The sequence below is a fragment of the Nocardioides caeni genome (assembly GCF_004912195.1).
GTDB classification, from domain to species: domain Bacteria; phylum Actinomycetota; class Actinomycetes; order Propionibacteriales; family Nocardioidaceae; genus Nocardioides; species Nocardioides caeni.
This window is the reverse complement of the sequence record NZ_STGW01000003.1, coordinates 259,934-284,021: the sequence shown is the minus strand read 5'-3', so window position 1 is coordinate 284,021 and position 24,088 is coordinate 259,934. Positions and strand designations below refer to the sequence as shown.

At 69.4% G+C, this 24,088-nt stretch carries 28 protein-coding genes, 1 other RNA gene and 1 pseudogene; 19 read left to right on the top strand and 11 right to left on the bottom strand.

All coding sequences use genetic code 11. The annotated features are described in order from the left end of the window. The first annotated feature begins 18 nt into the window (after nucleotides 1–18). Both E9934_RS07250 and E9934_RS07245 read left to right on the top strand, forming a co-directional pair. Nucleotides 19–807 carry an MBL fold metallo-hydrolase gene (locus E9934_RS07250; protein WP_136562212.1) on the top strand — a complete coding sequence of 263 codons (789 nt, stop codon included), beginning with the start codon at nucleotides 19–21 and terminating at the stop codon, nucleotides 805–807. Nucleotides 808–1,070: 263 nt separating this feature from the next. Beyond that, nucleotides 1,071–1,283 (top strand): hypothetical protein, encoded by a 213-nt coding sequence (locus tag E9934_RS07245; RefSeq protein ID WP_136562211.1) that lies wholly within the window; start codon nucleotides 1,071–1,073, stop codon nucleotides 1,281–1,283. Nucleotides 1,284–1,336: 53 nt separating this feature from the next. Here the strand turns inward: E9934_RS07245 and rnpB are convergent. Further along, nucleotides 1,337–1,718: RNase P RNA component class A (gene rnpB / locus E9934_RS07240), an RNA gene on the bottom strand. A 62-nt stretch (nucleotides 1,719–1,780) separates the two neighbouring features. On the opposite strand from rnpB, the gene E9934_RS07235 reads away from it, so the two are divergent. The 3 genes from E9934_RS07235 to E9934_RS07225 all read left to right on the top strand — a co-directional run bounded on the left by E9934_RS07235 (nucleotide 1,781) and on the right by E9934_RS07225 (nucleotide 4,139). Next, nucleotides 1,781–2,212 carry a tetratricopeptide repeat protein gene (locus E9934_RS07235; RefSeq protein WP_136562210.1) on the top strand — a complete coding sequence of 144 codons (432 nt, stop codon included), beginning with the start codon at nucleotides 1,781–1,783 and terminating at the stop codon, nucleotides 2,210–2,212. Nucleotides 2,213–2,367: 155 nt separating this feature from the next. Next, nucleotides 2,368–2,883, top strand: coding sequence for a SigE family RNA polymerase sigma factor (locus E9934_RS07230; RefSeq protein WP_238694814.1), 516 nt, complete (start codon nucleotides 2,368–2,370; stop codon nucleotides 2,881–2,883). Then, nucleotides 2,880–4,139: a hypothetical protein gene (locus E9934_RS07225; RefSeq protein WP_136562208.1), complete on the top strand. Its 1,260-nt coding sequence runs from the start codon at nucleotides 2,880–2,882 to the stop codon at nucleotides 4,137–4,139. The genes E9934_RS07230 and E9934_RS07225 overlap by 4 nt, the downstream gene beginning before the upstream one ends. 9 nt (nucleotides 4,140–4,148) lie before the next feature. Here the strand turns inward: E9934_RS07225 and E9934_RS07220 are convergent, their stop codons facing one another. The 3 genes from E9934_RS07220 to E9934_RS07210 are packed head-to-tail and all read right to left on the bottom strand — an operon-like array spanning nucleotide 4,149 to nucleotide 7,434. Next, complete coding sequence (locus tag E9934_RS07220; protein ID WP_202977225.1) at nucleotides 4,149–4,994, bottom strand: transglutaminase family protein; 846 nt, start codon at nucleotides 4,992–4,994, stop codon at nucleotides 4,149–4,151. Beyond that, nucleotides 4,994–5,947, bottom strand: a complete 954-nt coding sequence (locus E9934_RS07215; protein WP_136562207.1) for an alpha-E domain-containing protein — start codon at nucleotides 5,945–5,947, stop codon at nucleotides 4,994–4,996. Before E9934_RS07215 ends, E9934_RS07220 begins: the two co-directional genes overlap by 1 nt. Then, a complete protein-coding gene (locus E9934_RS07210) occupies nucleotides 5,947–7,434 on the bottom strand; it encodes a circularly permuted type 2 ATP-grasp protein (protein WP_136562206.1) in 1,488 nt (495 codons plus the stop codon). The genes E9934_RS07215 and E9934_RS07210 overlap by 1 nt, the downstream gene beginning before the upstream one ends. 102 nt (nucleotides 7,435–7,536) lie before the next feature. Between E9934_RS07210 and E9934_RS07205 the strand changes: the two genes are divergently transcribed. The 6 genes from E9934_RS07205 to E9934_RS07180 all read left to right on the top strand — a co-directional run bounded on the left by E9934_RS07205 (nucleotide 7,537) and on the right by E9934_RS07180 (nucleotide 11,660). After that, the gene (locus E9934_RS07205) at nucleotides 7,537–7,743 is read left to right on the top strand and encodes a hypothetical protein (protein WP_136562205.1); all 207 of its coding nucleotides are present in this window, start codon (nucleotides 7,537–7,539) and stop codon (nucleotides 7,741–7,743) included. Between the two features lie 13 nt (nucleotides 7,744–7,756). Beyond that, nucleotides 7,757–8,068, top strand: coding sequence for a hypothetical protein (locus E9934_RS07200; protein WP_136562204.1), 312 nt, complete (start codon nucleotides 7,757–7,759; stop codon nucleotides 8,066–8,068). A 38-nt stretch (nucleotides 8,069–8,106) separates the two neighbouring features. Continuing rightward, on the top strand, nucleotides 8,107–8,673 hold the full coding sequence (locus E9934_RS07195; RefSeq protein WP_136562203.1) for an HhH-GPD-type base excision DNA repair protein: 567 nt from the start codon (nucleotides 8,107–8,109) through the stop codon (nucleotides 8,671–8,673). 113 nt (nucleotides 8,674–8,786) lie between these two features. Further along, nucleotides 8,787–10,307 (top strand): RNA polymerase sigma factor, encoded by a 1,521-nt coding sequence (locus E9934_RS07190; protein ID WP_136562283.1) that lies wholly within the window; start codon nucleotides 8,787–8,789, stop codon nucleotides 10,305–10,307. A 10-nt stretch (nucleotides 10,308–10,317) separates the two neighbouring features. Beyond that, nucleotides 10,318–10,713 (top strand): hypothetical protein, encoded by a 396-nt coding sequence (locus tag E9934_RS07185; RefSeq protein WP_136562202.1) that lies wholly within the window; start codon nucleotides 10,318–10,320, stop codon nucleotides 10,711–10,713. Between the two features lie 14 nt (nucleotides 10,714–10,727). Next, nucleotides 10,728–11,660 carry a M28 family metallopeptidase gene (locus E9934_RS07180; protein WP_136562201.1) on the top strand — a complete coding sequence of 311 codons (933 nt, stop codon included), beginning with the start codon at nucleotides 10,728–10,730 and terminating at the stop codon, nucleotides 11,658–11,660. Between the two features lie 22 nt (nucleotides 11,661–11,682). On the opposite strand, the gene E9934_RS07175 is transcribed toward E9934_RS07180, so the two are convergent. Then, nucleotides 11,683–13,065: a CapA family protein gene (locus E9934_RS07175; protein ID WP_136562200.1), complete on the bottom strand. Its 1,383-nt coding sequence runs from the start codon at nucleotides 13,063–13,065 to the stop codon at nucleotides 11,683–11,685. Between the two features lie 90 nt (nucleotides 13,066–13,155). After that, the gene (locus E9934_RS07170) at nucleotides 13,156–13,377 is read right to left on the bottom strand and encodes a DUF7455 domain-containing protein (RefSeq protein WP_136562199.1); all 222 of its coding nucleotides are present in this window, start codon (nucleotides 13,375–13,377) and stop codon (nucleotides 13,156–13,158) included. Nucleotides 13,378–13,831: 454 nt separating this feature from the next. Between E9934_RS07170 and E9934_RS07165 the strand changes: the two genes are divergently transcribed. The 4 genes from E9934_RS07165 (at nucleotide 13,832) to E9934_RS20430 (ending at nucleotide 16,867) form a co-directional block, all read left to right on the top strand. Continuing rightward, the gene (locus E9934_RS07165; protein WP_136562282.1) at nucleotides 13,832–15,829 is read left to right on the top strand and encodes a DNA gyrase/topoisomerase IV subunit B; all 1,998 of its coding nucleotides are present in this window, start codon (nucleotides 13,832–13,834) and stop codon (nucleotides 15,827–15,829) included. Next, the gene (locus E9934_RS07160; RefSeq protein ID WP_136562198.1) at nucleotides 15,829–16,206 is read left to right on the top strand and encodes an immunity 53 family protein; all 378 of its coding nucleotides are present in this window, start codon (nucleotides 15,829–15,831) and stop codon (nucleotides 16,204–16,206) included. The genes E9934_RS07165 and E9934_RS07160 overlap by 1 nt, the downstream gene beginning before the upstream one ends. Next, nucleotides 16,203–16,559, top strand: coding sequence for a hypothetical protein (locus E9934_RS07155; RefSeq protein WP_136562197.1), 357 nt, complete (start codon nucleotides 16,203–16,205; stop codon nucleotides 16,557–16,559). The genes E9934_RS07160 and E9934_RS07155 overlap by 4 nt, the downstream gene beginning before the upstream one ends. Before the next feature lie 185 nt (nucleotides 16,560–16,744). Beyond that, complete coding sequence (locus tag E9934_RS20430; protein ID WP_275106619.1) at nucleotides 16,745–16,867, top strand: hypothetical protein; 123 nt, start codon at nucleotides 16,745–16,747, stop codon at nucleotides 16,865–16,867. A gap of 268 nt (nucleotides 16,868–17,135) precedes the next feature. Here the strand turns inward: E9934_RS20430 and E9934_RS19555 are convergent, their stop codons facing one another. Beyond that, complete coding sequence (locus tag E9934_RS19555; protein ID WP_158294955.1) at nucleotides 17,136–17,306, bottom strand: hypothetical protein; 171 nt, start codon at nucleotides 17,304–17,306, stop codon at nucleotides 17,136–17,138. A gap of 39 nt (nucleotides 17,307–17,345) precedes the next feature. Next, nucleotides 17,346–17,552, bottom strand: coding sequence for a hypothetical protein (locus E9934_RS07150; protein ID WP_136562196.1), 207 nt, complete (start codon nucleotides 17,550–17,552; stop codon nucleotides 17,346–17,348). Between the two features lie 95 nt (nucleotides 17,553–17,647). Here E9934_RS07150 and E9934_RS07145 point away from each other — a divergent pair, with 95 nt between their 5' ends. The 4 genes from E9934_RS07145 (at nucleotide 17,648) to E9934_RS07130 (ending at nucleotide 19,883) form a co-directional block, all read left to right on the top strand. Then, entirely contained in the window at nucleotides 17,648–17,887 is a 240-nt protein-coding gene (locus tag E9934_RS07145) for a helix-turn-helix domain-containing protein (RefSeq protein ID WP_193556880.1), read from the top strand. Nucleotides 17,888–17,948: 61 nt separating this feature from the next. Beyond that, the gene (locus E9934_RS07140; protein ID WP_136562195.1) at nucleotides 17,949–18,746 is read left to right on the top strand and encodes a hypothetical protein; all 798 of its coding nucleotides are present in this window, start codon (nucleotides 17,949–17,951) and stop codon (nucleotides 18,744–18,746) included. Between the two features lie 26 nt (nucleotides 18,747–18,772). Beyond that, nucleotides 18,773–19,438 carry a recombinase family protein gene (locus tag E9934_RS07135; protein ID WP_136562194.1) on the top strand — a complete coding sequence of 222 codons (666 nt, stop codon included), beginning with the start codon at nucleotides 18,773–18,775 and terminating at the stop codon, nucleotides 19,436–19,438. Nucleotides 19,439–19,457: 19 nt separating this feature from the next. Further along, nucleotides 19,458–19,883, top strand: a complete 426-nt coding sequence (locus tag E9934_RS07130; protein WP_136562193.1) for a hypothetical protein — start codon at nucleotides 19,458–19,460, stop codon at nucleotides 19,881–19,883. 542 nt (nucleotides 19,884–20,425) lie between these two features. On the opposite strand, the gene E9934_RS07125 is transcribed toward E9934_RS07130, so the two are convergent. The 3 genes and pseudogenes from E9934_RS07125 to helR all read right to left on the bottom strand — a co-directional run bounded on the left by E9934_RS07125 (nucleotide 20,426) and on the right by helR (nucleotide 24,033). Further along, the gene (locus E9934_RS07125; RefSeq protein ID WP_136562192.1) at nucleotides 20,426–21,355 is read right to left on the bottom strand and encodes a recombinase family protein; all 930 of its coding nucleotides are present in this window, start codon (nucleotides 21,353–21,355) and stop codon (nucleotides 20,426–20,428) included. Between the two features lie 29 nt (nucleotides 21,356–21,384). Beyond that, nucleotides 21,385–21,792, bottom strand: a pseudogene (locus E9934_RS20565) (recombinase family protein); the annotation flags it as partial. Between the two features lie 108 nt (nucleotides 21,793–21,900). Further along, a complete protein-coding gene (gene helR, locus E9934_RS07115) occupies nucleotides 21,901–24,033 on the bottom strand; it encodes an RNA polymerase recycling motor ATPase HelR (protein WP_238694813.1) in 2,133 nt (710 codons plus the stop codon). Nucleotides 24,034–24,088: the final 55 nt, after the last annotated feature.

Here is a 24,088-nt window from a genome sequence, read left to right as displayed (position 1 = left end):
CTGGCCCGAGGAGGTCAGGTGTCCGACGTACGCATCACCCACATCGGTGGGCCGACCACGCTCATCGAGGTGGCTGGCTGGCGGATCCTGACGGACCCGACCTTCGACCCGCCGGGTCGCCGGTACTTCTTCGGCTGGGGTACGACGTCGCGCAAGCTCGTGGGTCCGTCGATGTCGCCCGCTGACCTCGACCCGATCGACGCCGTGCTGGTCAGTCACCACCACCACGGGGACAACCTCGATCCGTCGGCCCGCGAGCTGCTGCCGACCTGGGGCACGACGGTCACGACCGTCAAGGGCGCCGCGAAGCTCGATGGCGCCGTCGTCGGGCTCCGGGCCTGGGAGACCACGACGCTCGAGACACCGGGCAAGCCGACCGTCACCATCACCGCCACCCCGTGCCGACACGGGCCGGTCGGTAGCGAGCCGATCACCGGGCCCGTCATCGGCTTCTCCCTGGCGTGGGAGGGCCAGCGGCACGGCGAGCTGTGGGTCACCGGCGACACCGTCCTCCACCCGGCGCTGCGCGAGGTGCCCTCGCGCCTGCGGGTCGGCACGCTCGTGCTGCACCTCGGCTCGGTCCGCTTCCGCTACCTCTCGGGCTGGCTGCGCTACACGATGGACGCGCGCGAGGGCGCCGAGCTCATCGAGCTCGTCGACCCGGCCCACGTCGTTCCCGTGCACTACGAGGGCTGGTCCCACTTCCAGCAAGGTCGCGCGCCCGCCGAGGCGATCCTCGCCCGCTCACCCCTCGCCGATCGCGTCACCTGGGTCGACCCCGGGCAGGACGTCACGCTGACCGTCTAGTGACGCGCCACTAGGGCGGCGTTCCGGATCCGGTGCGACGCCAACCCTGTCGGTTCCGAGGGGTGTCGGTCGGCGGTGTCGGGTACTGGTCAGGCATCGGACGTCGTACCGACCAAGGGGGAAGCAATGACCGTCCAGCCGCATCACCGCGCTCGGCCTGAGACCGAGGAGATGTCCGGTCTCATCTTCGTCATCGGCGTGCTCGCGCTCGCCGCCGTGCTCGTGCTGACGCTGACCTGAACCCGCGAACAGAGAGGAACATCATGTACATCGGACTCGGAATCGTCCTGCTCGTCCTCGGCCTGATTCTCGCCCTCGACGTGATCACGGTCGACCTGGACTTCGTCAACGACGGCGCTCTCGGCACGATCCTCATCGTGGCCGGCATCATCGCCATCGTCGCCTCACTGCTGATCAGCGGACCGTGGCGCACGCGCCGCGAGGTCGTCCACCGCGACGACCGCGGCGTCTACTGACTCGTCCCACCCCGCCGGCTCGCCCCACCGTGCCCCCTCCTGGGGGCCGGTGAGGGACGGGCTGGCCTGTAAGCCGGGTTCTGTGACTCCGAGGAGCCGGCGACCATCCATCTACGGCTGCCGTTGCCGACAGCCTCCAGCGACCTACCCGCACACTCGGGCGAGCCACCCTCTCGGCCGAGGCCGGCGTGTGCTGTCTGGTCTTGCTCCGGGTGGGGTTTGCCGAGCTGCGCCGGTCGCCCGGCGCACTGGTGGGCTCTTACCCCACCTTTTCACCCTTACCGCGCCCGGAGGCGCGGCGGTCTGTTCTCTGTGGCACTTTCCCGCGGGTCACCCCGGGTGGGCGTTACCCACCACCCTGCTCTGCGGAGCCCGGACTTTCCTCGGGACCCGGCGCCTCGCGGCGAGGGGTCACGCGGTCGCCCGGCCAGCCCGTCCACGGCCAGCGTAGTGGTCGGAGAGGGAACAACGACGATCCTGCCGGGGTTCAGGTCGACATGAACGAGATGATCCAGCCCGAGGTCCGCATCCAGGCGCCGGCGATCGTCTTCCCCGGCGCTGGCGACCGTCACGAGACGGCCTACCGGACCGCCCACGACCTGCTGTCGCGCCGCGCGCCGCGTGAGGCCCTCGAGATCCTCGAGCCCGCGCTGGCGGCCGAGCCCGACAACCGCGGCCTCCGCTCGCTGCGGGCCTGGGCCTACTTCATGCGCGCCCAGCTCCAGAAGGCCGTCGACGAGCTGACCTGGCTGGTGGGGGAGGACCCCGCCGACGTGTGGTCGCGGCACACCCTGGGCCGCGCGCTCGAGCGCCAGTCGTCGTTTGAGGCCGCGCTGCCACACCTGCGTCTGGCGGCCGTGATGTCGGGCGACCCCGAGCACGAGTACGACGTGCTGCGGGTCGAGCGTCTGTCCGGTCGCGCCGGATAGGCCCCGGCGGGCCGGTCGAGCGCGGCCGTCGAGAAAAGTTCCGAGCACACCGGGCAACGCGGCCGGGGTGCCGAGTGGTCCGACAGGACATGATCACCTCGACGACACCGGACCCGGTGTCCACTCGGAACGAGGCACCTGGGGGGAGGACGCGCGTGCGGCCGTCCCGGGACGACTTCGACACGTTCGTCGTCGCGCGCTCGGCGCCGCTGCTGCGCACCGCCTATCTCCTCACCCACGACCACGCCCTGGCCGAGGACCTGCTGCAGACGGCCCTGGCCAAGGCGTGGTTCGCCTGGCGCAGGATCGACGGCGACCCCGAGCCCTACGTCCGCAAGATCCTCGTGAACACCTACGCCACCTGGTGGCGGCGCAAGTGGCACGGGGAGCGGCCCTCCGACGAGCTGCCCGAGACCGCCGGGACCGCTCGCTCGGAGGCAGAGTCGGTCGCGTCTGCCACGGACCTGTGGCGGGCGATGGAAACCCTGCCGCCGCGCCAGAGGGCGGTGATCGTGCTCCGCTTCTTCGAGGACCTCTCCGAGGCCCAGACCGCGGAGCTGCTCGGCTGCTCGGTCGGCACCGTCAAGAGCCAGCAGAGCAAGGCGCTCGCCAAGCTCCGCATCGACCCCACCCTCTCCCTGCACGACGGCACCCCGGAGGACCTGCGATGAACGACCTCAACGAGCTCCGCCGCGTCCTCGACGACCGCGCTGCCTCCGTCGACGACCACCTCGCTCCTGCCCAGCCCGCCGCCGTCCATCGCCGGATCGCCGCGATCCGCCGCCGTCGTCGTACGGCGGCCGCCGGTGCGCTGGCCGCCGCCGTCGTGGTCGCGGGGTCGGCCGTCGTGCTGCCCCGTCTCGGCGGCGACGAGGGCCCCGAGCCCACCTCACTGGTCGGGGTCGACGTGCCCGACACCATGGACAGCCTCGGCTTCACCTACGAGCTGGTCGACACCGTGTCCGGCAAGGGCAGCCGGGCCGTGCTCGACCTTCCTGCCTCCGACCAGAGCCGCCTCGTCAGCTGGGCCACGTCCGGCGACGACGACCGGGTGACCCTCTCCGGCGACCTCGTGGTCGATCCGTGGTCCACGGATGCCGCCGACTTCAGTGACTTCACCCTGGTGCCCGCCGGGGACGGGGGACAGGTCGTGATCGAGGCAGCGAGCGGCACCCCGGGCATCGCCGTCTATCGGGCCACCGGTGAACGGCCGGCGGGCTACACCCGCGACGGCATCACCTTCCGTGAGGAGTTCGCCGGCGGTCACCTGCTCGCTGCGGTGGTGGGGGAGCCGGGCCAGGGCGAGATCGACCTCCCGGCCACGGCCGACGGCCCCGGCGTTGCCGTCAAGCTCTTCTGCATCGGCGGACCGGAGGCAGCCGACACGGTCCTCGACCTGGGCGGCCGTCCGGCGATCACCGCCGGCGGCGGCTGCGCCGACCGTACGCCGCTGGACCCGGCAGCCCACGGTGGCAGCGACTTCCCGACCCGCGTCGGCGAGGACGTCTCGGTGCGGGTGGAGATCAGGTCCGGTGGGTCGGCGGTGGTCGACGACGACATGGTCGTGGCGGTCGGGATCTACTCCCTCGACGCCTATGCGCCGGCTCCGCGGGGCCCTGCGCCGACGACGCTCGAGCACGACGGTCGGGTGTGGCGACTCGTCCACGTCGCCGACAGCAGCCGCGCCGAGCAGGTCGCGGAGCTCGCACCCGAGGGTCGTGGCGAGATCCTGGCGGTGATGACGGCCGGGACGGGCGAGAGGCTCATCGACGTGACCTTCGGCGATCGGCCGGGCGTGAGGATCTCCGCCGGCGAGAGCGCGTCGCTGCAGCAGGTCGTCTCGGCCGGCGAGGCCGTGCGGATCCGACAGGTCGGGGGCAAGCCCCTGGGTGACGTCCGGGTCTCCTTCTACGAGCGGGTGCGCTGACCCGTCCTCTCACTCGAGCCGGGTGATCTCCACCGTCACGTCGAGCTCGGAGGTCGTGGCGCCGGAGTAGATGCCGCGCAGCGGGGGGACGTCGCCGTAGTCGCGGCCGTGGCCGATGACGACGTAGCGGTCGTTGGGTGCGGTGTCGGTGCTGGGGTCGAAGCCCTGCCAGCCGTCGTCCCACCACTCCAGCCAGGCGCGCGAGTCGCCGGCGACCTTGTCGCCGACGACGGGCTCCTCGACGGGGTGGACGTAGCCGGAGACGTAGCGGGCAGGGATGCCGAGCATGCGGAGCCCGCCGATCGCGAGGTGCACCATGTCCTGGCAGACCCCGGCCCGCTGCTCCCACGCGGCGGCGGCCGGCGACTCGACGTCGGTGGCCCCCGGAAGGAACTCGATCTCCTCGTGCACCAGCCGTACGACGGCCCGGGCCGCGTCGCCGGGCAGGGCTGAGGCCGCCCGGATCTCTTCGAGCCTGGCGGCAAGGTCGGCCGGGGGCGCGACGGCCTCGGACACCACGAGGTACTCGGTCCAGCGGTCCGCGATCTCGGCCGTGTCGTAGGCGGCCCACCCGGTCGTCGGCTCCGGTGTCCCTGCGCGGTTGACCTGGACGGTCGACGTGGCCGTCACCGTCATCGTGTCGTGCGGGTCGACGACCTCGAACGACGTGACCTGCGTGCCGAAGTAGTCGGTGTAGCTGGCCGTCCATGGCTTCGGGCTCACATCGATGCGGTGGTGGACCACGATCTGCTCGGGCGTCGTCACCGGCGTCATCCGCGCCTGGTTGTGGGACGCCACCGCTCGCCCGTCGTATTCGTACTGGGACGTGTGGACGATCCTCAGCTGCATCGCCATCAGAGTCCGACCCCCTTCCAGGACACGGCCTCGGCGCCGGCGAAGTAGCGCCGGCTGATCGCATCCGTGGCAGCCGCGCAGGTGCGCTGCAGACGCTCCATCTCGTGGGGCAGGTCGTCCACCAGGTCGCTGAGCGAGCGGTATTCCAGCTCGGCCTTGATCCGGCCGATCAGCCGGCTCGCCTCGTCCTGGAAGCCGGCCCGCGGCGGCTGGGGGTCGATGCCCTCGAGCGAGAACTGGGCCCGGCTGAGCGCGAAGACGACCGAGCGGGGCGACAGGCGGTCGAGCAGGAGGAACTCGGCGGCGGCCCGCTCGGTCTCCACGCCGCGATAGGTGCGCAGGAACGCGTCGTACGCCCCGCAGGCGCGCAGCGCCGACGTCCACTGCCCGGTGCCCGCGGAGAGCGCCGTGGTCGCGACGAGCCGCGAGGTCATGTCGGCGCGCTCGATACTCCGCCCGAGCTGGATGAACTGCCAGCCCTCGTCGCGCGCCATGGTCGCGTCCGCGGTGCCCGAGATGAGGGCGGCCCGCTCGCGCACCCACTGGAAGACGTACGGCGGCCGCAGGGTCTCGAAGTGTCCGGTCGGGATCGGGCGCCACGTGGTGTTGATCGCCTCCCACAGCGGGACGGTCAGCGTCTCCCGCGCCCCGCGGGCCGACTCGCGCGCGGCCATGATGGTGCCGGCGATCGACGACGGCGAGCCCGGGTCGTAGGCGAGCAGACGCAGCACCTGCTCGATCGTCACCGCACCGGTGAGATCGACCCCGAAGGTCGCGGCGTCCTCGGGCTCGACCCCCATGCAGGACAGCAGGTCGCGGCAGGTCTGGGGCTCGTCCACGGTGCTGTCCTCGAGGATCAGCTGGGTCTGCACGTCGAGGATCCGGGCAGTGTCGTCGGCCCGCTCGATGTAGCGGCCGATCCAGAAGAGGGACTCGGCGATCCGGCTCAGCATCAGCCCACCCCCTGCGACTGCTGTTGCTGCTGGAGCTCGGGTCCGGTCGGCCCCGCCAGCACCCAGGTGTCCTTCGTGCCGCCGCCGCGTGAGGAGTTGACGATCAGCTCGCCCTTGCCGAGCGCGACCCTGGTCAGGCCACCCGGCAGCACCCACACCTTGCTGCCGTCGTTGACGGCAAACGGCCGGAGGTCGACGTGGCGGGGGCCGAGCTCACCGTCGACGAAGGTGGGCACGGTCGAGAGCTGCACGACCGGCTGCGCGATCCAGTCCCGGGGCGTGGCGAGCACCTTGGCCCGCAGGTCGTCGAGCTCCTCGCGCGAGGCTCGCGGGCCGATCACGATCCCCTTGCCGCCCGAGCCGTCGACCGGCTTGAGGACGAGCTCGTCGAGCCGGTCCATCACCTCCTCGAGGTGCGTGGGCTCACCACACCGCCAGGTGTCGACGTTGCGGATCACCGGCTCCTCGGAGAGGTAGTAGCGGATGATGTCGGGCAGGTAGGTGTAGACGAGCTTGTCGTCCGCGACGCCGTTGCCCACCGCGTTGGCGAGGGTCACGTTGCCGGCGCGGGCGGCGTCGATCAGCCCGGGACACCCGAGCATCGAGTCGGCCCGGAAGTGCACCGGATCGAGGAACTCGTCGTCGAGGCGCCGATAGATCACGTGCACCGGCGCGAGGCCCTTGGTCGTGCGCATCATGACCTCGCCGCGCCGGCACACCAGGTCGCGGCCCTCGACCAGCTCGACACCCATGGTGCGGGCCAGCAGCGTGTGCTCGAAGTAGGCGCCGTTGTAGACGCCGGGGGTCAGTACGACGACCGTGGGGTCGGCGACACCGGCGGGCGCGGCGGCCCGCAGCGCCGCGAGCAGCTTCTGCGGATAGCCGGCCACCGGCCGGATCCGGTGCTGCGCGATCGTCTCGGGTAGCGCGGCCGAGATGGCCCGCCGGCTCGTCATCACGTAGGACACGCCGGACGGCACCCGGACGTTGTCCTCCAGCACCCGGAACTCACCGTTGTCGTCGCGGATCAGGTCGATGCCGGAGACGTGCACCCGGACGCCGTTGGCGGGCCGAACGGTCGCGGCCTGCCGGTGGTAGTGCGAGCTTGTGGTGATCACCCGGCGCGGGATGACGCCGTCGTCGAAGACGTGCCCGGCGTCGTACACGTCGGCGAGGAGGGCCTCGAGCGCCCGGACCCGCTGCTGCACCCCGCGCTCGACGACCGACCAGGCGTCCATCTCGATGACCCGGGGGAGGATGTCGAGCGGCATCGCCCGCTCCTCGCCGCCGATGTCGAAGGTGATGCCCTGGTCGAGATAGCTGGCCTGGAGCGCCTCCACCCGGCTGCTGAGCTCGGGCGTCGTCATCTTGTCGAGCGAGTCCCGCAGCCGCAGGTACGGCGAGCGCAGCTGGTCACCGTCGAACATCTCGTCATAGGCGGGGCCGCCCCCCGTCGCCGCCCCGTAGCCGTCGAACATCGTGCTCATGTCCGGACCCTACTCACGTCAGGTAACACGGATGTTGCCTCCGCAGGCGCGCTGGGCGCTGGGCCCGCGGCGGGGGCGGCGGCGGGGGAGTAGGTTCGGGTCATGACCGGTGACAGCGAGTTCTGGTTCTGCCTGACCCATCACGTGGTCGAGGGTGTCGAGGGCTGCCCCAACAAGGACCGTCTCGGCCCCTACCCGACCGAGGCCGAGGCGGCCCGGGCGCTGGAGAAGGCCGCCGAGCGGACCGAGGCGTGGGACAACGACCCGGTGTGGAACGACGACGCCGCTCCCGCCGCGGACGCCGACTGACCCGCGCGCCGCGATGGTGTTCTCCCGCCGCCGCCGGATCAAGTCCGTCGCGGTCGATCCCGCGACGGGTGAGGTCATCTCCCCGCTGCCGTTCATCGGCGTGGGTCTCGTCCTCGCCTCGCTCTTCCTCTACGTCTGGGCCTTCTGGAGCATCCCGACACCGGCAGCGATCGCGCTGACCTTCACCTGGCTGGTCCTGCTGCTGCTCTGCTTCCGCTGGTGGAGCGAGCGGCCGCGGCTGGTGCTCGCCTTCGGGGTCGTCGCGTTCGTGTGGTGGTTCGTCGCTGTCGTGACTGGCGGGATCCTCCTCGACTGGGGCTCGTAGTCGAGTGACCCGGATCCGGGTCTGAGAGGATCGGCCGCATGGCCATCCACATCACCGACGACGCCGCGGCCGACGAGCTGCTCACCACCAACTCGTTCGCGTTGCTGATCGGGATGATGCTCGACCAGCAGTACCCGATGGAGCACGCCTTCCTCGGTCCGCACAAGGTCGTGGGCCGCTTCGGCTCGTTCGATCCCGCGACCATCGCCGCGGCCGACCCGGAGGAGTTCGCGGCGCTGTGCGCCGAGACGCCGGCGATCCATCGGTTCCCCGGGTCCATGGCGGCGCGCCTGCAGGAGCTCGCCCGCATCGTCGTCGAGGACTACGACGGCGACGCCTCCCGCATCTGGACCGAGGCAGCCAGCGGCAAGGACCTGATGAAGCGACTCCAGGCCCTCCCGGGCTTCGGCGCCCAGAAGGCGAAGATCTTCACCGCGCTCGTGGCCAAGCAGCTCGACGTCCGACCCGACGGGTGGGAGAAGGCCGCAGGCGACTACGCCCTCGACGGCTTCCGCTCGGTGGCCGACGTCGTCGATCCCGTTTCCCTGCAGAAGGTGCGGGATCACAAGAAGCAGATGAAGGCGGCGGCGAAGGCAAAGGCCTGACCCGATTGCCGTAGTCCTTTCGGTGCCGTGGCAGAATGACCGAGCGGCCTTGACGCCTCCGGGCCTCGCCGCGCCCATGACGAGAAATGCATCACTAGAACATGCATCGAGAGGTGTTCGTGTCCTCGAACCGTTCCGTCCCACCCGCTCTGCTCCGCCACCCCTCCATCGCCTCGCTCATCGAGCAGGGCGAGCGCGCCGGCAGTGTCACTGCCGAGGATGTGCGCACGGCCTTCGCGGCCGCTGAGGTGGCACCCGCCCAGCTGAAGGGCCTCATGGGCCACCTCGCTGGCCAGGGCATCTCCGTGGAGCTCGGTGCTCCGGTCGAGCAGCGCGCCGTCGCGGCCGCTGCCCGCAAGACCGCGACCGCGACCGCCTCGACCGCGAAGAAGGCGGCGCCGGCCAAGAAGGCGGCTGCTGCAGCTCCGGCCAAGAAGGCCGCAGCGGCGCCCGCCAAGAAGGCTGCTCCGGCCAAGAAGGCCGCGGCGAAGAAGACCGGCGAGACGGCCGAGGTCGTGCTCGACGAGGTCAAGGTCGCGGCACCCGCGGTCGGGCCCGACGGCAAGAAGGTGCTCGCCGACGTCCCGGACGAGGAGTTCGAGAAGGACCAGGCGAACGACCCGACCCTGAAGGAGGCGGAGGAGGAGGCGAGCGCCACCTCGTCGTTCGTCGTCTCCGCGGCCGACGAGACCGACGAGCCGGCCCAGCAGGTCATGGTCGCCGGCGCGACCGCCGACCCGGTCAAGGACTACCTCAAGCAGATCGGCAAGGTCCCGCTGCTCAACGCGGAGATGGAGGTCGAGCTCGCCAAGCGGATCGAGGCCGGCCTGTTCTCGGAGGAGAAGCTCGGCAAGGGCGGCAAGATCAGCCCGAAGATGCTCGACGAGCTCGAGTGGATCGCCGAGGACGGCAAGCGGGCCAAGAACCACCTCCTCGAGGCCAACCTGCGTCTCGTCGTCTCTCTCGCCAAGCGCTACACCGGGCGCGGCATGCTCTTCCTGGACCTGATCCAGGAGGGCAACCTCGGTCTGATCCGCGCGGTCGAGAAGTTCGACTACACCAAGGGTTACAAGTTCTCGACCTACGCCACGTGGTGGATCCGTCAGGCCATCACCCGCGCGATGGCCGACCAGGCCCGCACCATCCGCATCCCGGTGCACATGGTCGAGGTCATCAACAAGCTCGCCCGCGTCCAGCGGCAGATGCTGCAGGACCTGGGCCGCGAGCCCACCCCGGAGGAGCTCGCCAAGGAGCTCGACATGACGCCGGAGAAGGTCGTCGAGGTCCAGAAGTACGGCCGCGAGCCGATCTCGCTGCACACCCCGCTCGGCGAGGACGGCGACTCCGAGTTCGGTGACCTGATCGAGGACTCCGAGGCGATCGTGCCGGCCGACGCGGTGAGCTTCACGCTGCTGCAGGAGCAGCTGCACGCTGTCCTCGACACGCTCTCCGAGCGCGAGGCGGGCGTGGTCAGCATGCGCTTCGGTCTGACCGACGGCCAGCCGAAGACCCTCGACGAGATCGGCAAGGTCTATGGCGTGACCCGCGAGCGGATCCGCCAGATCGAGTCCAAGACCATGTCCAAGCTCCGGCACCCCTCGCGCTCCCAGGTCCTGCGCGACTACCTCGACTGAGCGACGACCCATGGCCGTCCTGCGCACCGTGCTCGGCGCGCTGTTGGGCGGGCGTGCCGACGCCGCGCGCAGTGACCTCGCCGAGGCGATCGGGGGCGAGCAGGTGCTGCTCGGCCCCGCCTCGGCCAGCTATCGGGGCTCGACCGGCGAGCACCCGCGGGTCAAGGGCAACGGCACGCTGGCGCTGACCCCCACCCGGCTGTTGTGCCGGATGGTCATCGGTCGCCCGGTCGACGTGGACCTGGCGAGCGTCACGGGCGTCAGCACCGCGCGCACCTTCGCCGGCTCTTTCGTCGGCGGGCAGACCCACCTGGTCGTGCACACCACGACCGGCGACCTCGCGTGGTTCGTCCCTGACCTCGACCAGTGGCACGCCGCGGTCCAGGCCGCGGTCGCCTCGCGCTGAGCACGGGCCTTCCGGTGCGGGCGAGGACGGCTGCGGTCCTCCTGGCAGCGCTGGCCGCCACCGGCTGCACCGACACGCCCCACCGACCGGCGCCGACGCCGTCGGCGTCATCGTCGGCCGCCGATCCCTCGGCGACACCGACGAGCGCGCCGGCCAGGCCGTCGACCTTCGATGCCCGGACGGCGTACGACGTCGTGGAGCACCTCGCCGGGCGGATCGGCCCGCGGTTGGCGACCGGGCCCGCGTTCCGCCGGGCTGCGGACTGGTCGGCGCAGCGGCTGGACGCTGCTGGCTGGGTCGTACGACGCCAGCACTTCGACGTGCCGGCCGGCGACTCGTGGGGCGTGGCGGTCGCGGCCGGGCGCAGTCAGAACGTGGTCGCCGAGCCGCCGGGCTTCGACCCGACGCGTCCCCACCTGGTCGTCGGCGCCCACCTCGACACGGTGGCCGTCGCGCCGGGGGCGGAGGACAACGCCTCGGGCGTCGGGGTGGTCCTCGCGCTCGCCGAGATCGAACTGCGGTCGCGGCTGCCCACCGTGCTCGTGCTCTTCGGCGCCGAGGAGCCGCGTGGGCCGGGCAACGACGACCACCACTACGGCTCCCGGCACTACGTCGCCCTGCTCGAGCCCGCCCAGCGGTCGGCGCTGGGCGGGATGCTGTCGCTCGACCGGGTAGGGGTGGGGACGGTCGTGCCTCTGGGCAGCGCCACCGAGCAGCCACCGACGGCACTGGTCCGCGCGGCAGAACGCGCGAGGGTGCCTCACGTCGCGGAGACCGGGCAGCGGTCCAGTGACCACTGGTCGTTCGTGCGAGCGGGACTGCCGGGGCTGCGGATCGGGAGCTCGCCCTATGCCGGCTATCACTCCGCGGACGACCTGCCGGCCGTGGTCAGTGTCGCGCAGCTGCGGCGGGCCGGGCGTGTGGTGCTGGCCTGGCTGCGGGGCTGACCAGCTCAGCGTGGATCCAGGCTCACGGCCTGAGGAGAGGCCCGGTGCTGTGGCGCCACACGTCGTCGAGGATGTCGTCAGCGACCGGGCCGTCCACCCGCCGTGGTGCGAACGATCCGTCCATCACATAGGGGACGAGCCGGAACCCCTTGACCTCGCTGCCCCAGAGCACGACCTCGAGCACGACGCCCTGCTGGGTCTCGGTCATGAAGTCCATGTCGAAGACGAAGTTGCCGAGCGAGTGGGCGACCAGCGCTCCGTCGTACCACTCGGTGCCCTGCACCCAGTGCGGGTGGCCGCCCACCACCAGCTCCGCACCGGCGTCGACGAGCCGCCGGGCCACCCGGCCCTGGATCGGCTCGGCGACGTGGGTGTATTGCGTGCCCCAGTGCGGCAGCACCACGACCACGTCGACCTCCTGGTCGAGGCGGCGGACGAGTCCCTCGACGTGGGTGAGGTCGCGCTCGACCAGCGGGCCGGTCCGTGGAGGCATCCGGATCGACAGCGCCCCGGGTTGCCCGGGCGTGGCCCGTGGGGTCTCGCCGATGGCGTTGAAACCGATCACCCCGAAGCGAACGCCGTTGCGCTCCGCGGTGAACGCACGACCCGCGCTGGCGAGGTCGCGGCCGGCGCCGAAGGACTCGATCGGGCTGTCCGCCAGGAGGTCGAGGGTCTGCAGCAGGGCTCGCTCACCGAAGTCGCCGGCGTGGTTGTTCGCGAGCGAGAGCGCGTCGAAGCCCGCCGCCTCCAGGCCGGTCAGCACGGCCGGGGGAGCGGTGAAGGAGTCGCCGCCCTGTTGCGGCGGCCCGTCGCCGGAGAGCGTGCTCTCCAGCGTGCCGATCGTCAGGTCCGCCGACCGGAGCCGACCGGACAGTGGCCGCAGCGGCAGGCTGGGGTCGCCGGCTTCAGCCGCTCGGGTGCCCACCCGCCGGCCGAGCATCACGTCGCCGACGATCGTCAGCGTGGTCACCGCAGGGGGTGCGGGCCCGTCGACGAGGAGCGGGTACGCCGACGGGCGGCGCAGCGGGTCGACGCCCGCCACCCGGGCCACCTGCACCGTCGCGTCGACCTCGGAGGCGGGCAGCACGGCGACGGCGTCGCGGTCGGACCGGACGTCGCGCAGCGTCGTCACGGCGCGCAGCGGGCGACTGCTGCCGTCGAGCGTCCGCCACGTGTCGACCTCGCCGGCGGCGAGCGCCTCGGCCTGGGCAAGGGTCAGCGCCGGCGCCGGGTGGGTCGCATGCACGGCCACCACGAGCGGCTCGCGAGGACCCGCCCCGGTGGCGTCCGGACCGGCCGGTCGACCGTCGGTGGGCTCCGCGGGGGGATCCGACGGCGTCGTGCAGCCCCATGCCAGGCTCGCCGTCAGCGCGAGCACGCCGAGCCGTCCGGTCAGTCCGCCCATGGGTGCCTCCGGGGCCCACGATAGGGCCGTCCCCCGAAAAAGCGCCGTGGCCCCGGGGGGAACCCCGGGGCCACGATCAGCAGGTCGACGTCAGTCGGCGGCGGGCACCGGCTTGTCGGTCAGCTTGTGGGTCTCGTCGTGGACGGTGGCCGCGACGGCCTTCAGCTTCTCGCCGTGCTCGCGGGCGTGGTGGGCGCAGAAGAGGAGCTCGCCGCCGGACACGAGCTCGACGCGAAGGTAGGCCTGGGCGCCACAACGGTCGCAGCGGTCCTCCGCGGTGAGCGGGGCGCTAGGAGCAATAGCAGTCGTCATCTCGGCCTCTCTCTGGGTCGTCAGTGACTTCATCGGTCTGATCGGTCACTGCCTGGATCAACGTAGCGACTGGAACAAAGATTCCCGTCTCCATGTGGTCCATTCCACTTTCACGTCACCTTCATCCAATCATTCGGATCAGGTCCGTGGATCGATTTTCCAACGCTTGAAACACCCCTGTGATCATCCGATCGTGCAGTGTTGCGTGGCTCGACCGGCCACACTGCCGATGTCGGTCATCGTGCACCGGTCCGGCTCCGTGTGCCTGCACCGGTCACCGGCGTGTCGCGGGTAGATTTCCCCTCGTACGACGCTCGCCGCGTCGACCGACGAGGTGCGCCGCCGAGCGCACCGACATGCACGGGAGAAGGAGCCGGTCATCGCCGACAACACCTACAACGCCGCCCACCTGCTGGTCCTGGAGGGACTGGAAGCCGTGCGGAAGCGTCCGGGGATGTACATCGGCTCCACCGACACCCGCGGGCTGATGCACTGCCTGTGGGAGATCATCGACAACGGCGTCGACGAGGCCCTCGGCGGCTTCGCGCGCAACGTCGAGATCGTGCTGCACCCGGACGGCTCGGTCGAGGTGCACGACGACGGCCGCGGGATCCCGACCGACAAGGAGCCCAAGACCGGGCTCACCGGAGTCGAAGTCGTCGCGACCAAGCTCCATGCCGGCGGCAAGTTCGGTGGCGGCTCCTATGTCGCGACCGGCGGCCTGCACGGCGTGGGCCTCTCGGTCGTCAACGCGCTCTCGAGCCGGATGGACATCGACGTCGAACGCTCCCCGGCCGAGCAGGGCATCTCGTTCCAGCGTGGCGTGCCCGGGGTCTTCGACACCGACGGCCCGGACGCGGCGTTCACCCCGCAGAACGGTCTGAGCCGCAAGGGCAAGCGGGTCGCCAAGGGCAGGAGCGGGACCCGCGTCCGGTTCTGGCCCGACCGCCAGATCTTCACCAAGGACGCCCGGGTCGACCTCGACGGGCTGATCGGCCGGGCCCGGCAGACGTCCTACATCGTGCCGGGCCTGGGCCTGCGGATCCGCGACCAGCGCAATGTCGACGGGGCCGAGGGCATCGACGACACCTACCGCCACGAGGGCGGCATCACCGAGTTCGTCGAGTTCCTCTCCGCCGGCGAGCCCGTGACGGACATCCTGCGGCTCCAGGGCGCGGGCACCTTCACCGAGACCGTGCCGCTCCTGGACGACAAGGGCCACATGACGCCGCAGGAGGTCGAGCGCGAGCTGCACGTCGACATCGCGGTGCGCTGGGACACCGGCTATGAGACCACCGTGAAGTCGTTCGTCAACGTGATCGCGACCCCCAAGGGCGGCACGCACGTCTCCGGCTTCGAAGGTGCCCTGACCAAGACCTTCAACGAGGCGATGCGAGCCTCCAAGGCGCTCAAGGTCAATGACGACGACGTCACCAAGGACGACATCCTCGAAGGCATGACGGCCGTCGTCACGGTGCGCCTGGCCGAGCCGCAGTTCGAGGGCCAGACCAAGGAGATCCTCGGCACCCCGGCCGCACGCACCGTGGTCCGCAAGGTCGTGGCGGCCGAGCTCAAGGAGTTCCTGACCTCGACCAAGCGGGCCGAGAAGGCCCAGGCCAAGCTGCTGATGGAGAAGGTCGTCGCCGCGTCCAAGACCCGTCTCGCGGCTCGACAGCACAAGGAGACCCAGCGTCGCAAGAACGCGCTGGAGCCCTCGACGTTGCCCGCCAAGCTGGCTGACTGCCGCTCCACCGACAACGACCGCTCCGAGCTGTTCATCGTCGAGGGCGACTCGGCGCTCGGCACGGCCAAGCTGGCCCGCAACGCCGAGTTCCAGGCGCTGCTGCCGATCCGAGGCAAGATCCTCAACGTCCAGAAGGCGTCGGTCGGCGACATGCTCAAGAACGCCGAGTGTGCCTCGATCATCCAGGTGGTCGGCGCCGGCTCGGGGCGCACCTTCGACCTCGATGCCCGCCGCTACGGCCGGATCATCTTCATGGCCGACGCCGACTCCGACGGCGCCCACATCCGCACGCTGCTCGCGACCCTGTTCTTCAAGTACATGCCCGACCTGGTCAAGGCCGGTCGCGTCTACTCCGCCGTGCCCCCGCTGCACCGCATCGAGATCTCGAACCCGAAGAAGGGCCAGGACAAGTACGTCTACACCTACTCGGACGACGAGTTGCAGCGCAAGCTCGCTGAGCTGAAGAAGAAGAACGTGCGGTGGAAGGACCCGGTCCAGCGCTACAAGGGCCTCGGTGAGATGGATGCCGACCAGCTGGCCGAGACGACGATGGACCCCCGTCGTCGTACGTTGCGCCGCCTGACCGTCGACGAGCTCGAGATGGCCTCCGAGATCTTCGAGCTGCTGATGGGTGCCGAGGTCGCGCCGCGCAAGGAGTTCATCGTAGCCAATGGAGGACATCTAACCTACGAGGACATCGACGCCTGATGTTCGGCAAGGGAAAGCAGGAACCGCAGGCGCCCCGTGACTGGTTCGATGACGGCGGGTCACAGTTGGCATGGCTGCAGGCTTGGTACATGTCCAACTGTGACGGCGACTGGGAGCACAGCTACGGCGTCTCCATCGACACGCTCGATAATCCAGGCTGGAGCGTCCGAATCTCCCTCGTAGGTTCGTGGTTGTCGGACCGCCCCTTCGAGCGGGTGACCGTCGAGCGCGCTGAACATGACTGGGTGCACGCATGGGTTGAAGGGGACGACTTCCGCATCATGTGCGGACCGCTGAACCTGAGTGAGGGCCTGTGGATGTTCCGCGAGTGGGTCCGCCCGGACTGGATGAACCAGGGGAACAACGGAACGACATGAACGCCCCGGACGCGACCGGCTCGCGTGCTCAGCGGGCGCTTGCCCTCGTGCTGGCAGGTGCTGAGAACACCATGGGTTCGGGCCTGAGAGTGCTGGACTCGTGGGTCGAGTCGGATGACACCTTCTGCCTCGTGTTCACCTCGGACTTCACGGGCGAGGACCGTGGCGTGAGGGGGCCGGTCAGGCTGCGGCGTGTCGTTGACTCGGGATGGACCGTTGAGCAGGTTGCTGAGTACGTGCTGGTGTCCGAACTGGGAGAGCCGCTTGGTTCGCTCGCGGATGAGTTGGAGTTCCTCGACGGCGTCTGGTGGTTCACGGGTGACCACGATGAGTGGAAGGAGCCGCTGTCGTAGGCGGCTGCTTCGGCAGCGTGTGCCGGAGGACTGTGACGGTGCTGTTGGGGCCCACGACCGGTGGCCACCTGAACCCGGACGGAGTGTCGCAACTGGAAACTACACGGTTGTGATTCATGTGTGATAATGGGCCTGCGCCCTGTGCTGGGCGTCCGGTCCGGGCGGCTCCCGGCTAAGGAGTACTGATGGCAAAGCACCAGCCCCCGCAGGTCCCGAAGAAGGGTGGCGGCACGCAGGAGCGTGACCGCAACAAGGACGGCCGTTGGCGCGAGAAGCGCGACGACGCCGGGAAGAAGCGCGGCAAGTAGTAGAGCGGGGAAGTTCTACTGAGAGGGGCCGGGACACTGACGATGTCCCGGCCCCTTGTCGCACTCTAGCGAGGCTAGGTCTCGCACCGCAGCGAGCTTCGCGGGCATGGACGCTCGAAACACGGGCGTGGCGCTGCCCTGCGCTCGGGCCGTCTTAACGTGGCATCGCCCGGTTCTTCTCGAGGCGAATGTTAAGAATCGTCGGACACGCATGATGCGCGCTCCGCGCGTGGAACGTGGCGTCTGGATAGTGCGCCCATCAACGCCGCTACCGGCCGCGCTTCCACTCGGCCATGCGAGCTGCGTGCTTGAAGTTGTCCTTCATGGTGAAGCGGCGGCCACATTGCGGGCAGTGCGGAGTGCGTGCCATGCCCGCCAGTACCGCCAGGACTGGCTGGTTGCAGTCGATGCAGAACATCTGGCTCTCGCCAAGTGCCATGGAGCTGTCTCCTTCGTGTGAAGCTGTGCCCCGATGGGCTCAGCAGTTCTCGCTGATGCGGTCGAGGGCCTTGGCGCGTCGCTCGCTCGACTCGTCGTCATCTGCCGCGATGACTCGCAAGGTGCCGCAGAGCTGACTCCAGTCGGTCGAGTCGTCATCGAGGCTGTCGCTGCTTCCTCCGCCACAGGCGGAGAGCAGGGGCAGTAGAACTACCGCGCCGAGGGCGGTCGCGACTTTCGTGAGCATGTGCCCAACCCTATCGAGACGTATACGTCACATGTCTAAAATGCTGAAACATCTGGTCTCTGGTCGTTTGCGACTCAGCCGGATGGGGTTGGTGTGTGCCGAAGACATCTGCGCCAGAGGCCGCCAGCATCCTTGGAGAACGCGTACGCGAGCGTCGGCATGAACTCGGGCTCTCGCAGGAGCGCCTTGCCGAGGGCACGGCACTCCACTGGTCGTTCATCGGTCGTATCGAGCGCGGCCAGGCGAACCTCACTCTGCGGAACATCCTGCGCCTCGCGGCGGCCTTGGATGTCGACCCGGGCGTGCTGGTAACTGGGTTGCGTTCCGACGACTGAGGCGGCGACGCTGTGCGCGCGAAGCGGCGCGCGGGCGGCGCGGTTGAAGTTGGGGTCTGAGATGTCGATTGCTGAGCTGTCGTTCTTGCTGCCGTTGTTCGAGATGGCCGGCTCTCTCGCGGACAGCGACGACGTCGAGAACATGGCGTTGGGGCTGGGAGAACTAGCGCCCGACAGCGAGTTGAGGCGTGATGACCAGGGCCTTGACGGTCGGTGGGTCTCCATCATCGTCAACAACGGGATTGTGTCGTGTCTGGACCACGTCATCACCCTTCGCGACCTTGTCGTGCGAGAGCGCGGCACCATCACGGTCAACGCTCCCTGGACGTTGCTCAGGGGAGCCGTCGAGTCGGTCGCGACGTCGGTCTGGGTGATGGCGCCGGAAGCGCGGAAGGCGCGGCGTGCGCGTGCCCTGAAGGTCTGGCACCACGACTATCAGGAGCGTCAGAGGTGGGAGCGCGATACCGCCTTCGTTCCGACTGGCAACGGCAAGTCGGGTGCCGAGCGTGCTCGGGAGACCGTCGAGCTGGCAGTTCGGCTGGGCATCGCGCCTACCCAGGTATCGTCCTCGTTCGCCTACTCGGAGACGGTTGCGAACGCGGCTATCGAACTGGACAACTGGACTCGCGAGGCTGCTCGCGCCCGATGGCGCGAGGCGTCTGCCTTCGCACACGGTCGCAGTTGGCCCATGATTCGACTGACGACGCCGACTGACGCCCAACTGATACCCGGTGGAGTGGGCCTGTTTCTCACGTTGGATGAGCGTCGACTTGAACCGCTGGCTTCCCTCGTCTTCGACCTGTTGCAGCACGCGCTCATCCGGTACTCGGACCTTGCCGCCCCTGTGCAGATACATTAAATGTCCGTTTAGTGTAATCTCAGCGTATGAAGAAGCGCTCCGCCACCGTGCTGGCCTACCTCCGCGTCTCCACTGAGGAGCAGAGCGTGTCGGGCCTGGGGCTGGCTGACCAGCGTGAGGTCATCGCAGCCGAGGCCGCTCGTCGTGGGTGGTCTGATGTCGAGTACGTCTCGGACGAGGGCTTCTCGGCGAAGAACCTGTCCCGTCCGGGCATCGCGGGTGCACTCGGCATGCTGAGCAGGGGAGAGGCGTCGGTGCTGGTGGTGTCGAAGCTCGACCGACTCAGCCGCTCGTTGCTCGACTTCGCGATGCTGATGGAGCGCGCTCGCGTCGAGGGCTGGCAGTTGGTCGTTCTGGACCTCGCTCTCGACACGACGACGGCATCAGGTGAGCTGATGGCCAGCGTCATGGCCTGTTTCGCGCAGTATGAGCGTCGGCTCATCGGTGCTCGCACCAGTGCGGCCTTGCAGCAACTGAAGCGCCAGGGGAAGCGCCTTGGTCGTCCTCGGACGCTACCGGCCGCCGTGACCGACCGCATCGTCTCTGCTCGCGCCGAGGGGGAGACGCTCGCCGCTATCGCGGACTCGCTCAACCGCGACTGCGTCGCGACCGCGCGCGGCGGCGCGCGGTGGTATCCCAGCACCGTGAAGGCGGTACTCACCTCCGCGAACTTGGATGCGGCGGCTGCCTGAGGTCGTGCATGATGGCGTCATGGAGCGCCTGTTCACCGTTCGGGAAGATGGTCAGGTCGATGCCCAGCTTCCGTCGGCTGGGCCTCTGTTCAACGAAGCTCTCGACGACAGCATCTCGTCCCTCCCGCCACGAGGAGCGCGCGGGAGCGGGCCGTCAACCTACTGGGTCGACGTCGCTCTGAAGGGCTTGCGTCAGGCAGAACTCAACAACGACGAGCGGCCGTTCACGTACGGCAACATCACGTTGCTGAGACTCGTTGGCGACAAGGTTGAGGCTCGCTACGACTTCGCTGATGACGACGAGGAGGGGGACTTCGTGGACGTCGGGGACTTCGTCGCGTTGCTCGAAGAGTGGGGCGCTCGTATCCGCGAGCAGGCCGCGGAGGCGCTTCAGCCGCTGCCTGAAACCTACCGTCGCAACCCGGCAATGTCCTTCCCTGTGTAGGTCCCGATTGGTCTGTGGTTGTTGAAGATGGGCATACGTCGCCCTACCTACTGAGACGGGTCGCGTCTGTTCAGTGAGCGGCGTATCTGCCCATCTGGAAGTTGTCTCCGATGGCTGGGTCTCGCACCCAGTTGGTCCTCGTCGGTGGTTGGTATCGCGTGTGCCGCAGGCGGTCACTGTCAGAATCGCGCATCGCGTGAGGGCCAGTTGCCGAGCCGACGTTCTCCGTCGGACCTAGCGCGGGCTGGCATCTGCACCTACCCAGCGTGCTGGCTGGTCGGCTCCCGAAGGGCTCTGCACGGGCGGCGCTCCGAAGACCCGTGCGTGATGCAGACTCGCGGCCGTCTTGCTCCCGTTTCGGTCGGGCCGCTTGGGTGGTCATGGACTACCCAACTACTTCAGTATACCACATCTATTTTACCATATTCGGGCTGCTGGTCCGACGCCGAAGAAAGGCTCTCTGAAAATCGCAGCCTCGTCAGTGGCCCTCGTGTCCACTGGATTAATGCGCGGCCTGTGTAGGGCATTCTGAGAGCTCTCAGCTACCACTCCGGGTCATCGACCGGACGTTCCAGCCGCTCCTTGGTGCCGTCTGGGTACTCGCAGAGGAACCGAGAGGGGTCGAACGGCTGGTTGCCCTTGCTGACGGCGGGACCGACAACGACGCCCGTGATGTGGGAGCTGATGAAGGCGCGCTGCTGGGCAAGGTTCATGCGGTGGTAGTCGAGGTACTTCTGCGTCGCGAAGTTGGTACGTGGCGCGGCTCTTGCCTTCGACTGTGCTGCCTCTCGCGCCTTGGTCCGCTCCGCGTCGAGCAGGGGCTTGGCCTCGGCCAGCGTGTAGATGCCCGCTCGGTAGTCCGCCTGAATCTTGAGTACCGCGGCGTCGGCGGCGGCAATCTCAGCGTCGTAGTCGCGGGTCGGCGACTGTCGCTTGGGCGTCAGGTTGGCGCGCTGCATGGCTGCCCACGTCACCCAGTGGTCGGCAAGGGTGATGCGCACCGAAAGGCGTCCACAGCCGCCGTAGGTGGTGGAGCAGCGGTACATCTGGTTGGAGGGGTTGCCCTTCATGGGAGAGAGGCAGTGCTCGCAGCGCAGGATGCCACTCAACAGATATCGGCGCGTGTTGGTACCGGCCGAATCGTTGGCGAGGTTCGACTGTGCTGCGTTGAACGTGTCGAGGTCCACCAGCGCCGGGTAGATGCTGTCCGCGACGACTTCGCCCTTGAAGGTGACCTTCCCCGCATAGACATGCTTCGTCAGGGTTTCGCCCAACACTCCGCTGGTCCAGTCGCGGCCGCTGACCGTCTTGACGCCGCGCGTGGTCAGGTCTCGCGCAATGGAGGTTGTCGACTCGCCTCGTGCTCTCCTCTGGAACATCTCGCGGACGATGGCGGCCTCATCGGGCTTCGTCTGCCAGTCCGAGTCGTAGCCGTACAGCCGATGCCTGCCCTTGTGGGGGATGCCCTGCATGGCGCGTTGCAGCTTCTGTCTCGCACTCGCTTGCCGATGCTCTGGGCTTCCAGGCGTGCAACCAGACCCATCATCCGAGCTTGGGCTTGGCCCATCGGCGTCGCAAGGTCAATCTCACCGGCGACGTTCGCCAGGGACACGTTCAGGCGTTCGGTCAGGTCGATGAAGGTCTCCAGCTCCATCGGTCGTCGAGTCAGGCGGTCGATGGCGTAGACGACTACGGCGCTGATGGTGCCCGCTTCAAGGTCGCTGAGCATGCGCGTGTACTCGGGCCGCTCCTTGGTGCTGCTGGCGCTCACGTCGTTGTCCACGTACAGCTCGACAACCTCCCAGCCCTTGCGGTCGGCAAGCGCTCGACACAGCTCCTCTTGCCGGGCCACGCCCATGCCGTCCCCTGCCGCGTCTAGGCTGATGCGTGCGTAGATTCCGGCTTTCATGGGTGGTGACCTCCTGCGATGAACGTTACATGTGCTCTGTTCCTGACGAGGTTCATCATCCAGGGCGCCTACGAGGTGGACATGGAGGCGCTCGACGCCTGAGGGTGCTCAGGTGAGGATCACCAGCTCGCCGGTGGACCTGGTCATCGCCACGTAGGTGTCGACGGCGCCGGCGAGGCCGCTCCCGAGTGATGCCGGGTCGAGCAACACCACCAGGTCGAACTCGAGCCCCTTCGCGAGCGCCGGTGTGAGCGACCGGACGCGTGGCCGCGTCGTTGCCGGCTGAGGGGACCCGAGCACGCAAGCGGTGCCCTCCGGGTGGGTGGTGAGCCACTCGTCGAGCACGGCGTCGAGCGCGTCGGCCCGACCATGACGCACGGGTACGCCGCTCGAGCGGACCGACGTCGGGACGTTGGCGTCGGGGAGGAAGGCACGGATCACCGGCTCCGCCTCCGCCATGATCTCGGTCGGCGTCCGGTAGTTGATCGTCAGCCGTACCTGGTCGAGCCGGTCGAGGCCCACCCGCCCGAGTCGCTCCGACCAGGTCTCGGTGAAGCCGTCCCGCGCCTGGGCGCGGTCGCCGACCACGGTGAAGCTGCGCGAGGGGCAGCGGGCGATCAGCATCTGCCACTCGGCGTCACTCAGCTCCTGGGCTTCATCGACGATGACGTGCGCGAACGGACCGACCAGACCGTCGGGCGGTGGGAGCGCTGTTGCGTCCGGGTCGACGAGGGCCTCGCGCAGGTCCTGCCCGCGCAGCATCGACATCACCTGCATCGTCGAGTCGTCGGAGCGGATGAGGTCGTCGACCACCGCGGCGCGGTCGTCCCGCTCGGCCTCGGCTGCGAGCTCACGACGCCGGCGCAGCCGGGAGACGTCAGGGTCACCGAGGCGTCGGCGGGCCGCATCCAGCAGCGGCAGGTCTGCCACGGTCCATGCACTGCCCTCCGGCCGGCGCAACAGGCGGGCCTCGTCGGGCGACAGCCACCCGGCGCACAGGCGCAGGTAGGCCGGAACCGCCCACAGGTCGGCCACCACGTCGGTGTGCTCGAGCATCGGCCACGCGCCGTGGACTGCTTCGATCAGCTCGGGGCTGCGCCTCAGCGCTCGGCGCAGGGTCTCCTCGGCGACGTCCTCGACCTCTTCGAGCTTGTCGACGAGGACGTCGAGCAGGGCGTCCCAGACCTCCTCGCGGGCCGCGTTGTGCGGGGTGGTGGGATCAGGCGCGTCGAACGCCTCGACCCAGTCAGCCGGACCGACCCAGACGTCGGCCCACGGTGTACTCACCTCGAGACCGGCGACGGGAGGCTCCTCGTAGATCGCCACGGCCCGGTCGATCGCGCCGACCAACGCGGCGCTCGCCTTCAGCCGAGCGACCTCGGGATCGGGTTCCGGGTCCCGGGCCCCTCCGCCAGGGACGAGGTCGGCCAGGGTGCAGGCCAGCACCCCCTCTTCGCCGAGGCCGGGAAGCACGTCGGCCACCCAGCGCAGGTAGGGCCGGTGCGGACCGACGACCAGGACTCCGCCACGGCCCTCACGCAGCCGCGGGTCGGCGTGCAGAAGGTAGGCGGCCCGATGCAGTGCGACCACGGTCTTGCCCGTGCCCGGCCCGCCATCGACCACGAGGGTGCCGGTGGAGCTGGCGCGGATGATGGCGTGCTGGTCGGACTGCAGGGTGCTCAGGACGTCCTGCATCCGGTCGGTGCGGGCCGCGCCGAGGCTGGCGATGAAGGCGCTGTCGGGGTCGAGGGCCGGGGTGACGGCAGCGTCACTGAAGGCCTCGTCCCAGTAGTCGGTGATCAGCCCCGCCGCCCACCGGTAGCGACGTCGGCTGACCAGTCCCATCGGATCGGCGTGGGTGGCGGCGAAGAACGGCTCGGCCGCGGGGGAGCGCCAGTCGATCAGCAGCCGTCGGCCGGAGCGGTCGGCGAGGCCGAGGCGTCCGACGTAGATCCTCGTGCCGTCCCGCGTCACCATCCGGCCCAGGCACAGGTCGCGCTCGTAGCGCTGCAAGGTACGCAGCCGCGACGAGAGTCGGCGGACCTCCTGGTCCCGGTCCAACGCCTCCTGCCCCTCGACCCCGGTCGCGTGCCTGGCCTGCCGGAGGCGTTCGGTGAGCTCCTGACGGGTCTCCTCGAGGGTCGGGGCGATCGTGTCGAAGTGGTGGTCATCGGCGCCGGTCAGGGCGGGGTCGGACTTCGCGATATGGTCGGCGGGAAGGGCGAAGGTGCTGCTGGGCAACGGGGCTCGCTCCGGTGTGTCGAGGATGGAGGACCCGCAGATGGTGCCCCTCGAA

Coding starts and splice junctions, on each gene's coding strand:
- E9934_RS07245 (WP_136562211.1), top strand. CDS start 1,071: ATGTACATCGGACTCGGAATCGTCCTGCTCGTCCTCGGCCTGATTCTC.
- E9934_RS07235 (WP_136562210.1), top strand. CDS start 1,781: ATGAACGAGATGATCCAGCCCGAGGTCCGCATCCAGGCGCCGGCGATC.
- E9934_RS07225 (WP_136562208.1), top strand. CDS start 2,880: ATGAACGACCTCAACGAGCTCCGCCGCGTCCTCGACGACCGCGCTGCC.
- E9934_RS07220 (WP_202977225.1), bottom strand. CDS start 4,994: ATGGCGATGCAGCTGAGGATCGTCCACACGTCCCAGTACGAATACGAC.
- E9934_RS07215 (WP_136562207.1), bottom strand. CDS start 5,947: ATGCTGAGCCGGATCGCCGAGTCCCTCTTCTGGATCGGCCGCTACATC.
- E9934_RS07210 (WP_136562206.1), bottom strand. CDS start 7,434: ATGAGCACGATGTTCGACGGCTACGGGGCGGCGACGGGGGGCGGCCCC.
- E9934_RS07205 (WP_136562205.1), top strand. CDS start 7,537: ATGACCGGTGACAGCGAGTTCTGGTTCTGCCTGACCCATCACGTGGTC.
- E9934_RS07200 (WP_136562204.1), top strand. CDS start 7,757: ATGGTGTTCTCCCGCCGCCGCCGGATCAAGTCCGTCGCGGTCGATCCC.
- E9934_RS07195 (WP_136562203.1), top strand. CDS start 8,107: ATGGCCATCCACATCACCGACGACGCCGCGGCCGACGAGCTGCTCACC.
- E9934_RS07185 (WP_136562202.1), top strand. CDS start 10,318: ATGGCCGTCCTGCGCACCGTGCTCGGCGCGCTGTTGGGCGGGCGTGCC.
- E9934_RS07175 (WP_136562200.1), bottom strand. CDS start 13,065: ATGGGCGGACTGACCGGACGGCTCGGCGTGCTCGCGCTGACGGCGAGC.
- E9934_RS07170 (WP_136562199.1), bottom strand. CDS start 13,377: ATGACGACTGCTATTGCTCCTAGCGCCCCGCTCACCGCGGAGGACCGC.
- E9934_RS07165 (WP_136562282.1), top strand. CDS start 13,832: ATGTACATCGGCTCCACCGACACCCGCGGGCTGATGCACTGCCTGTGG.
- E9934_RS07160 (WP_136562198.1), top strand. CDS start 15,829: ATGTTCGGCAAGGGAAAGCAGGAACCGCAGGCGCCCCGTGACTGGTTC.
- E9934_RS07155 (WP_136562197.1), top strand. CDS start 16,203: ATGAACGCCCCGGACGCGACCGGCTCGCGTGCTCAGCGGGCGCTTGCC.
- E9934_RS20430 (WP_275106619.1), top strand. CDS start 16,745: ATGGCAAAGCACCAGCCCCCGCAGGTCCCGAAGAAGGGTGGCGGCACG.
- E9934_RS19555 (WP_158294955.1), bottom strand. CDS start 17,306: ATGGCACTTGGCGAGAGCCAGATGTTCTGCATCGACTGCAACCAGCCA.
- E9934_RS07150 (WP_136562196.1), bottom strand. CDS start 17,552: ATGCTCACGAAAGTCGCGACCGCCCTCGGCGCGGTAGTTCTACTGCCC.
- E9934_RS07140 (WP_136562195.1), top strand. CDS start 17,949: ATGTCGATTGCTGAGCTGTCGTTCTTGCTGCCGTTGTTCGAGATGGCC.
- E9934_RS07135 (WP_136562194.1), top strand. CDS start 18,773: ATGAAGAAGCGCTCCGCCACCGTGCTGGCCTACCTCCGCGTCTCCACT.
- E9934_RS07130 (WP_136562193.1), top strand. CDS start 19,458: ATGGAGCGCCTGTTCACCGTTCGGGAAGATGGTCAGGTCGATGCCCAG.
- E9934_RS07125 (WP_136562192.1), bottom strand. CDS start 21,355: ATGCAGGGCATCCCCCACAAGGGCAGGCATCGGCTGTACGGCTACGAC.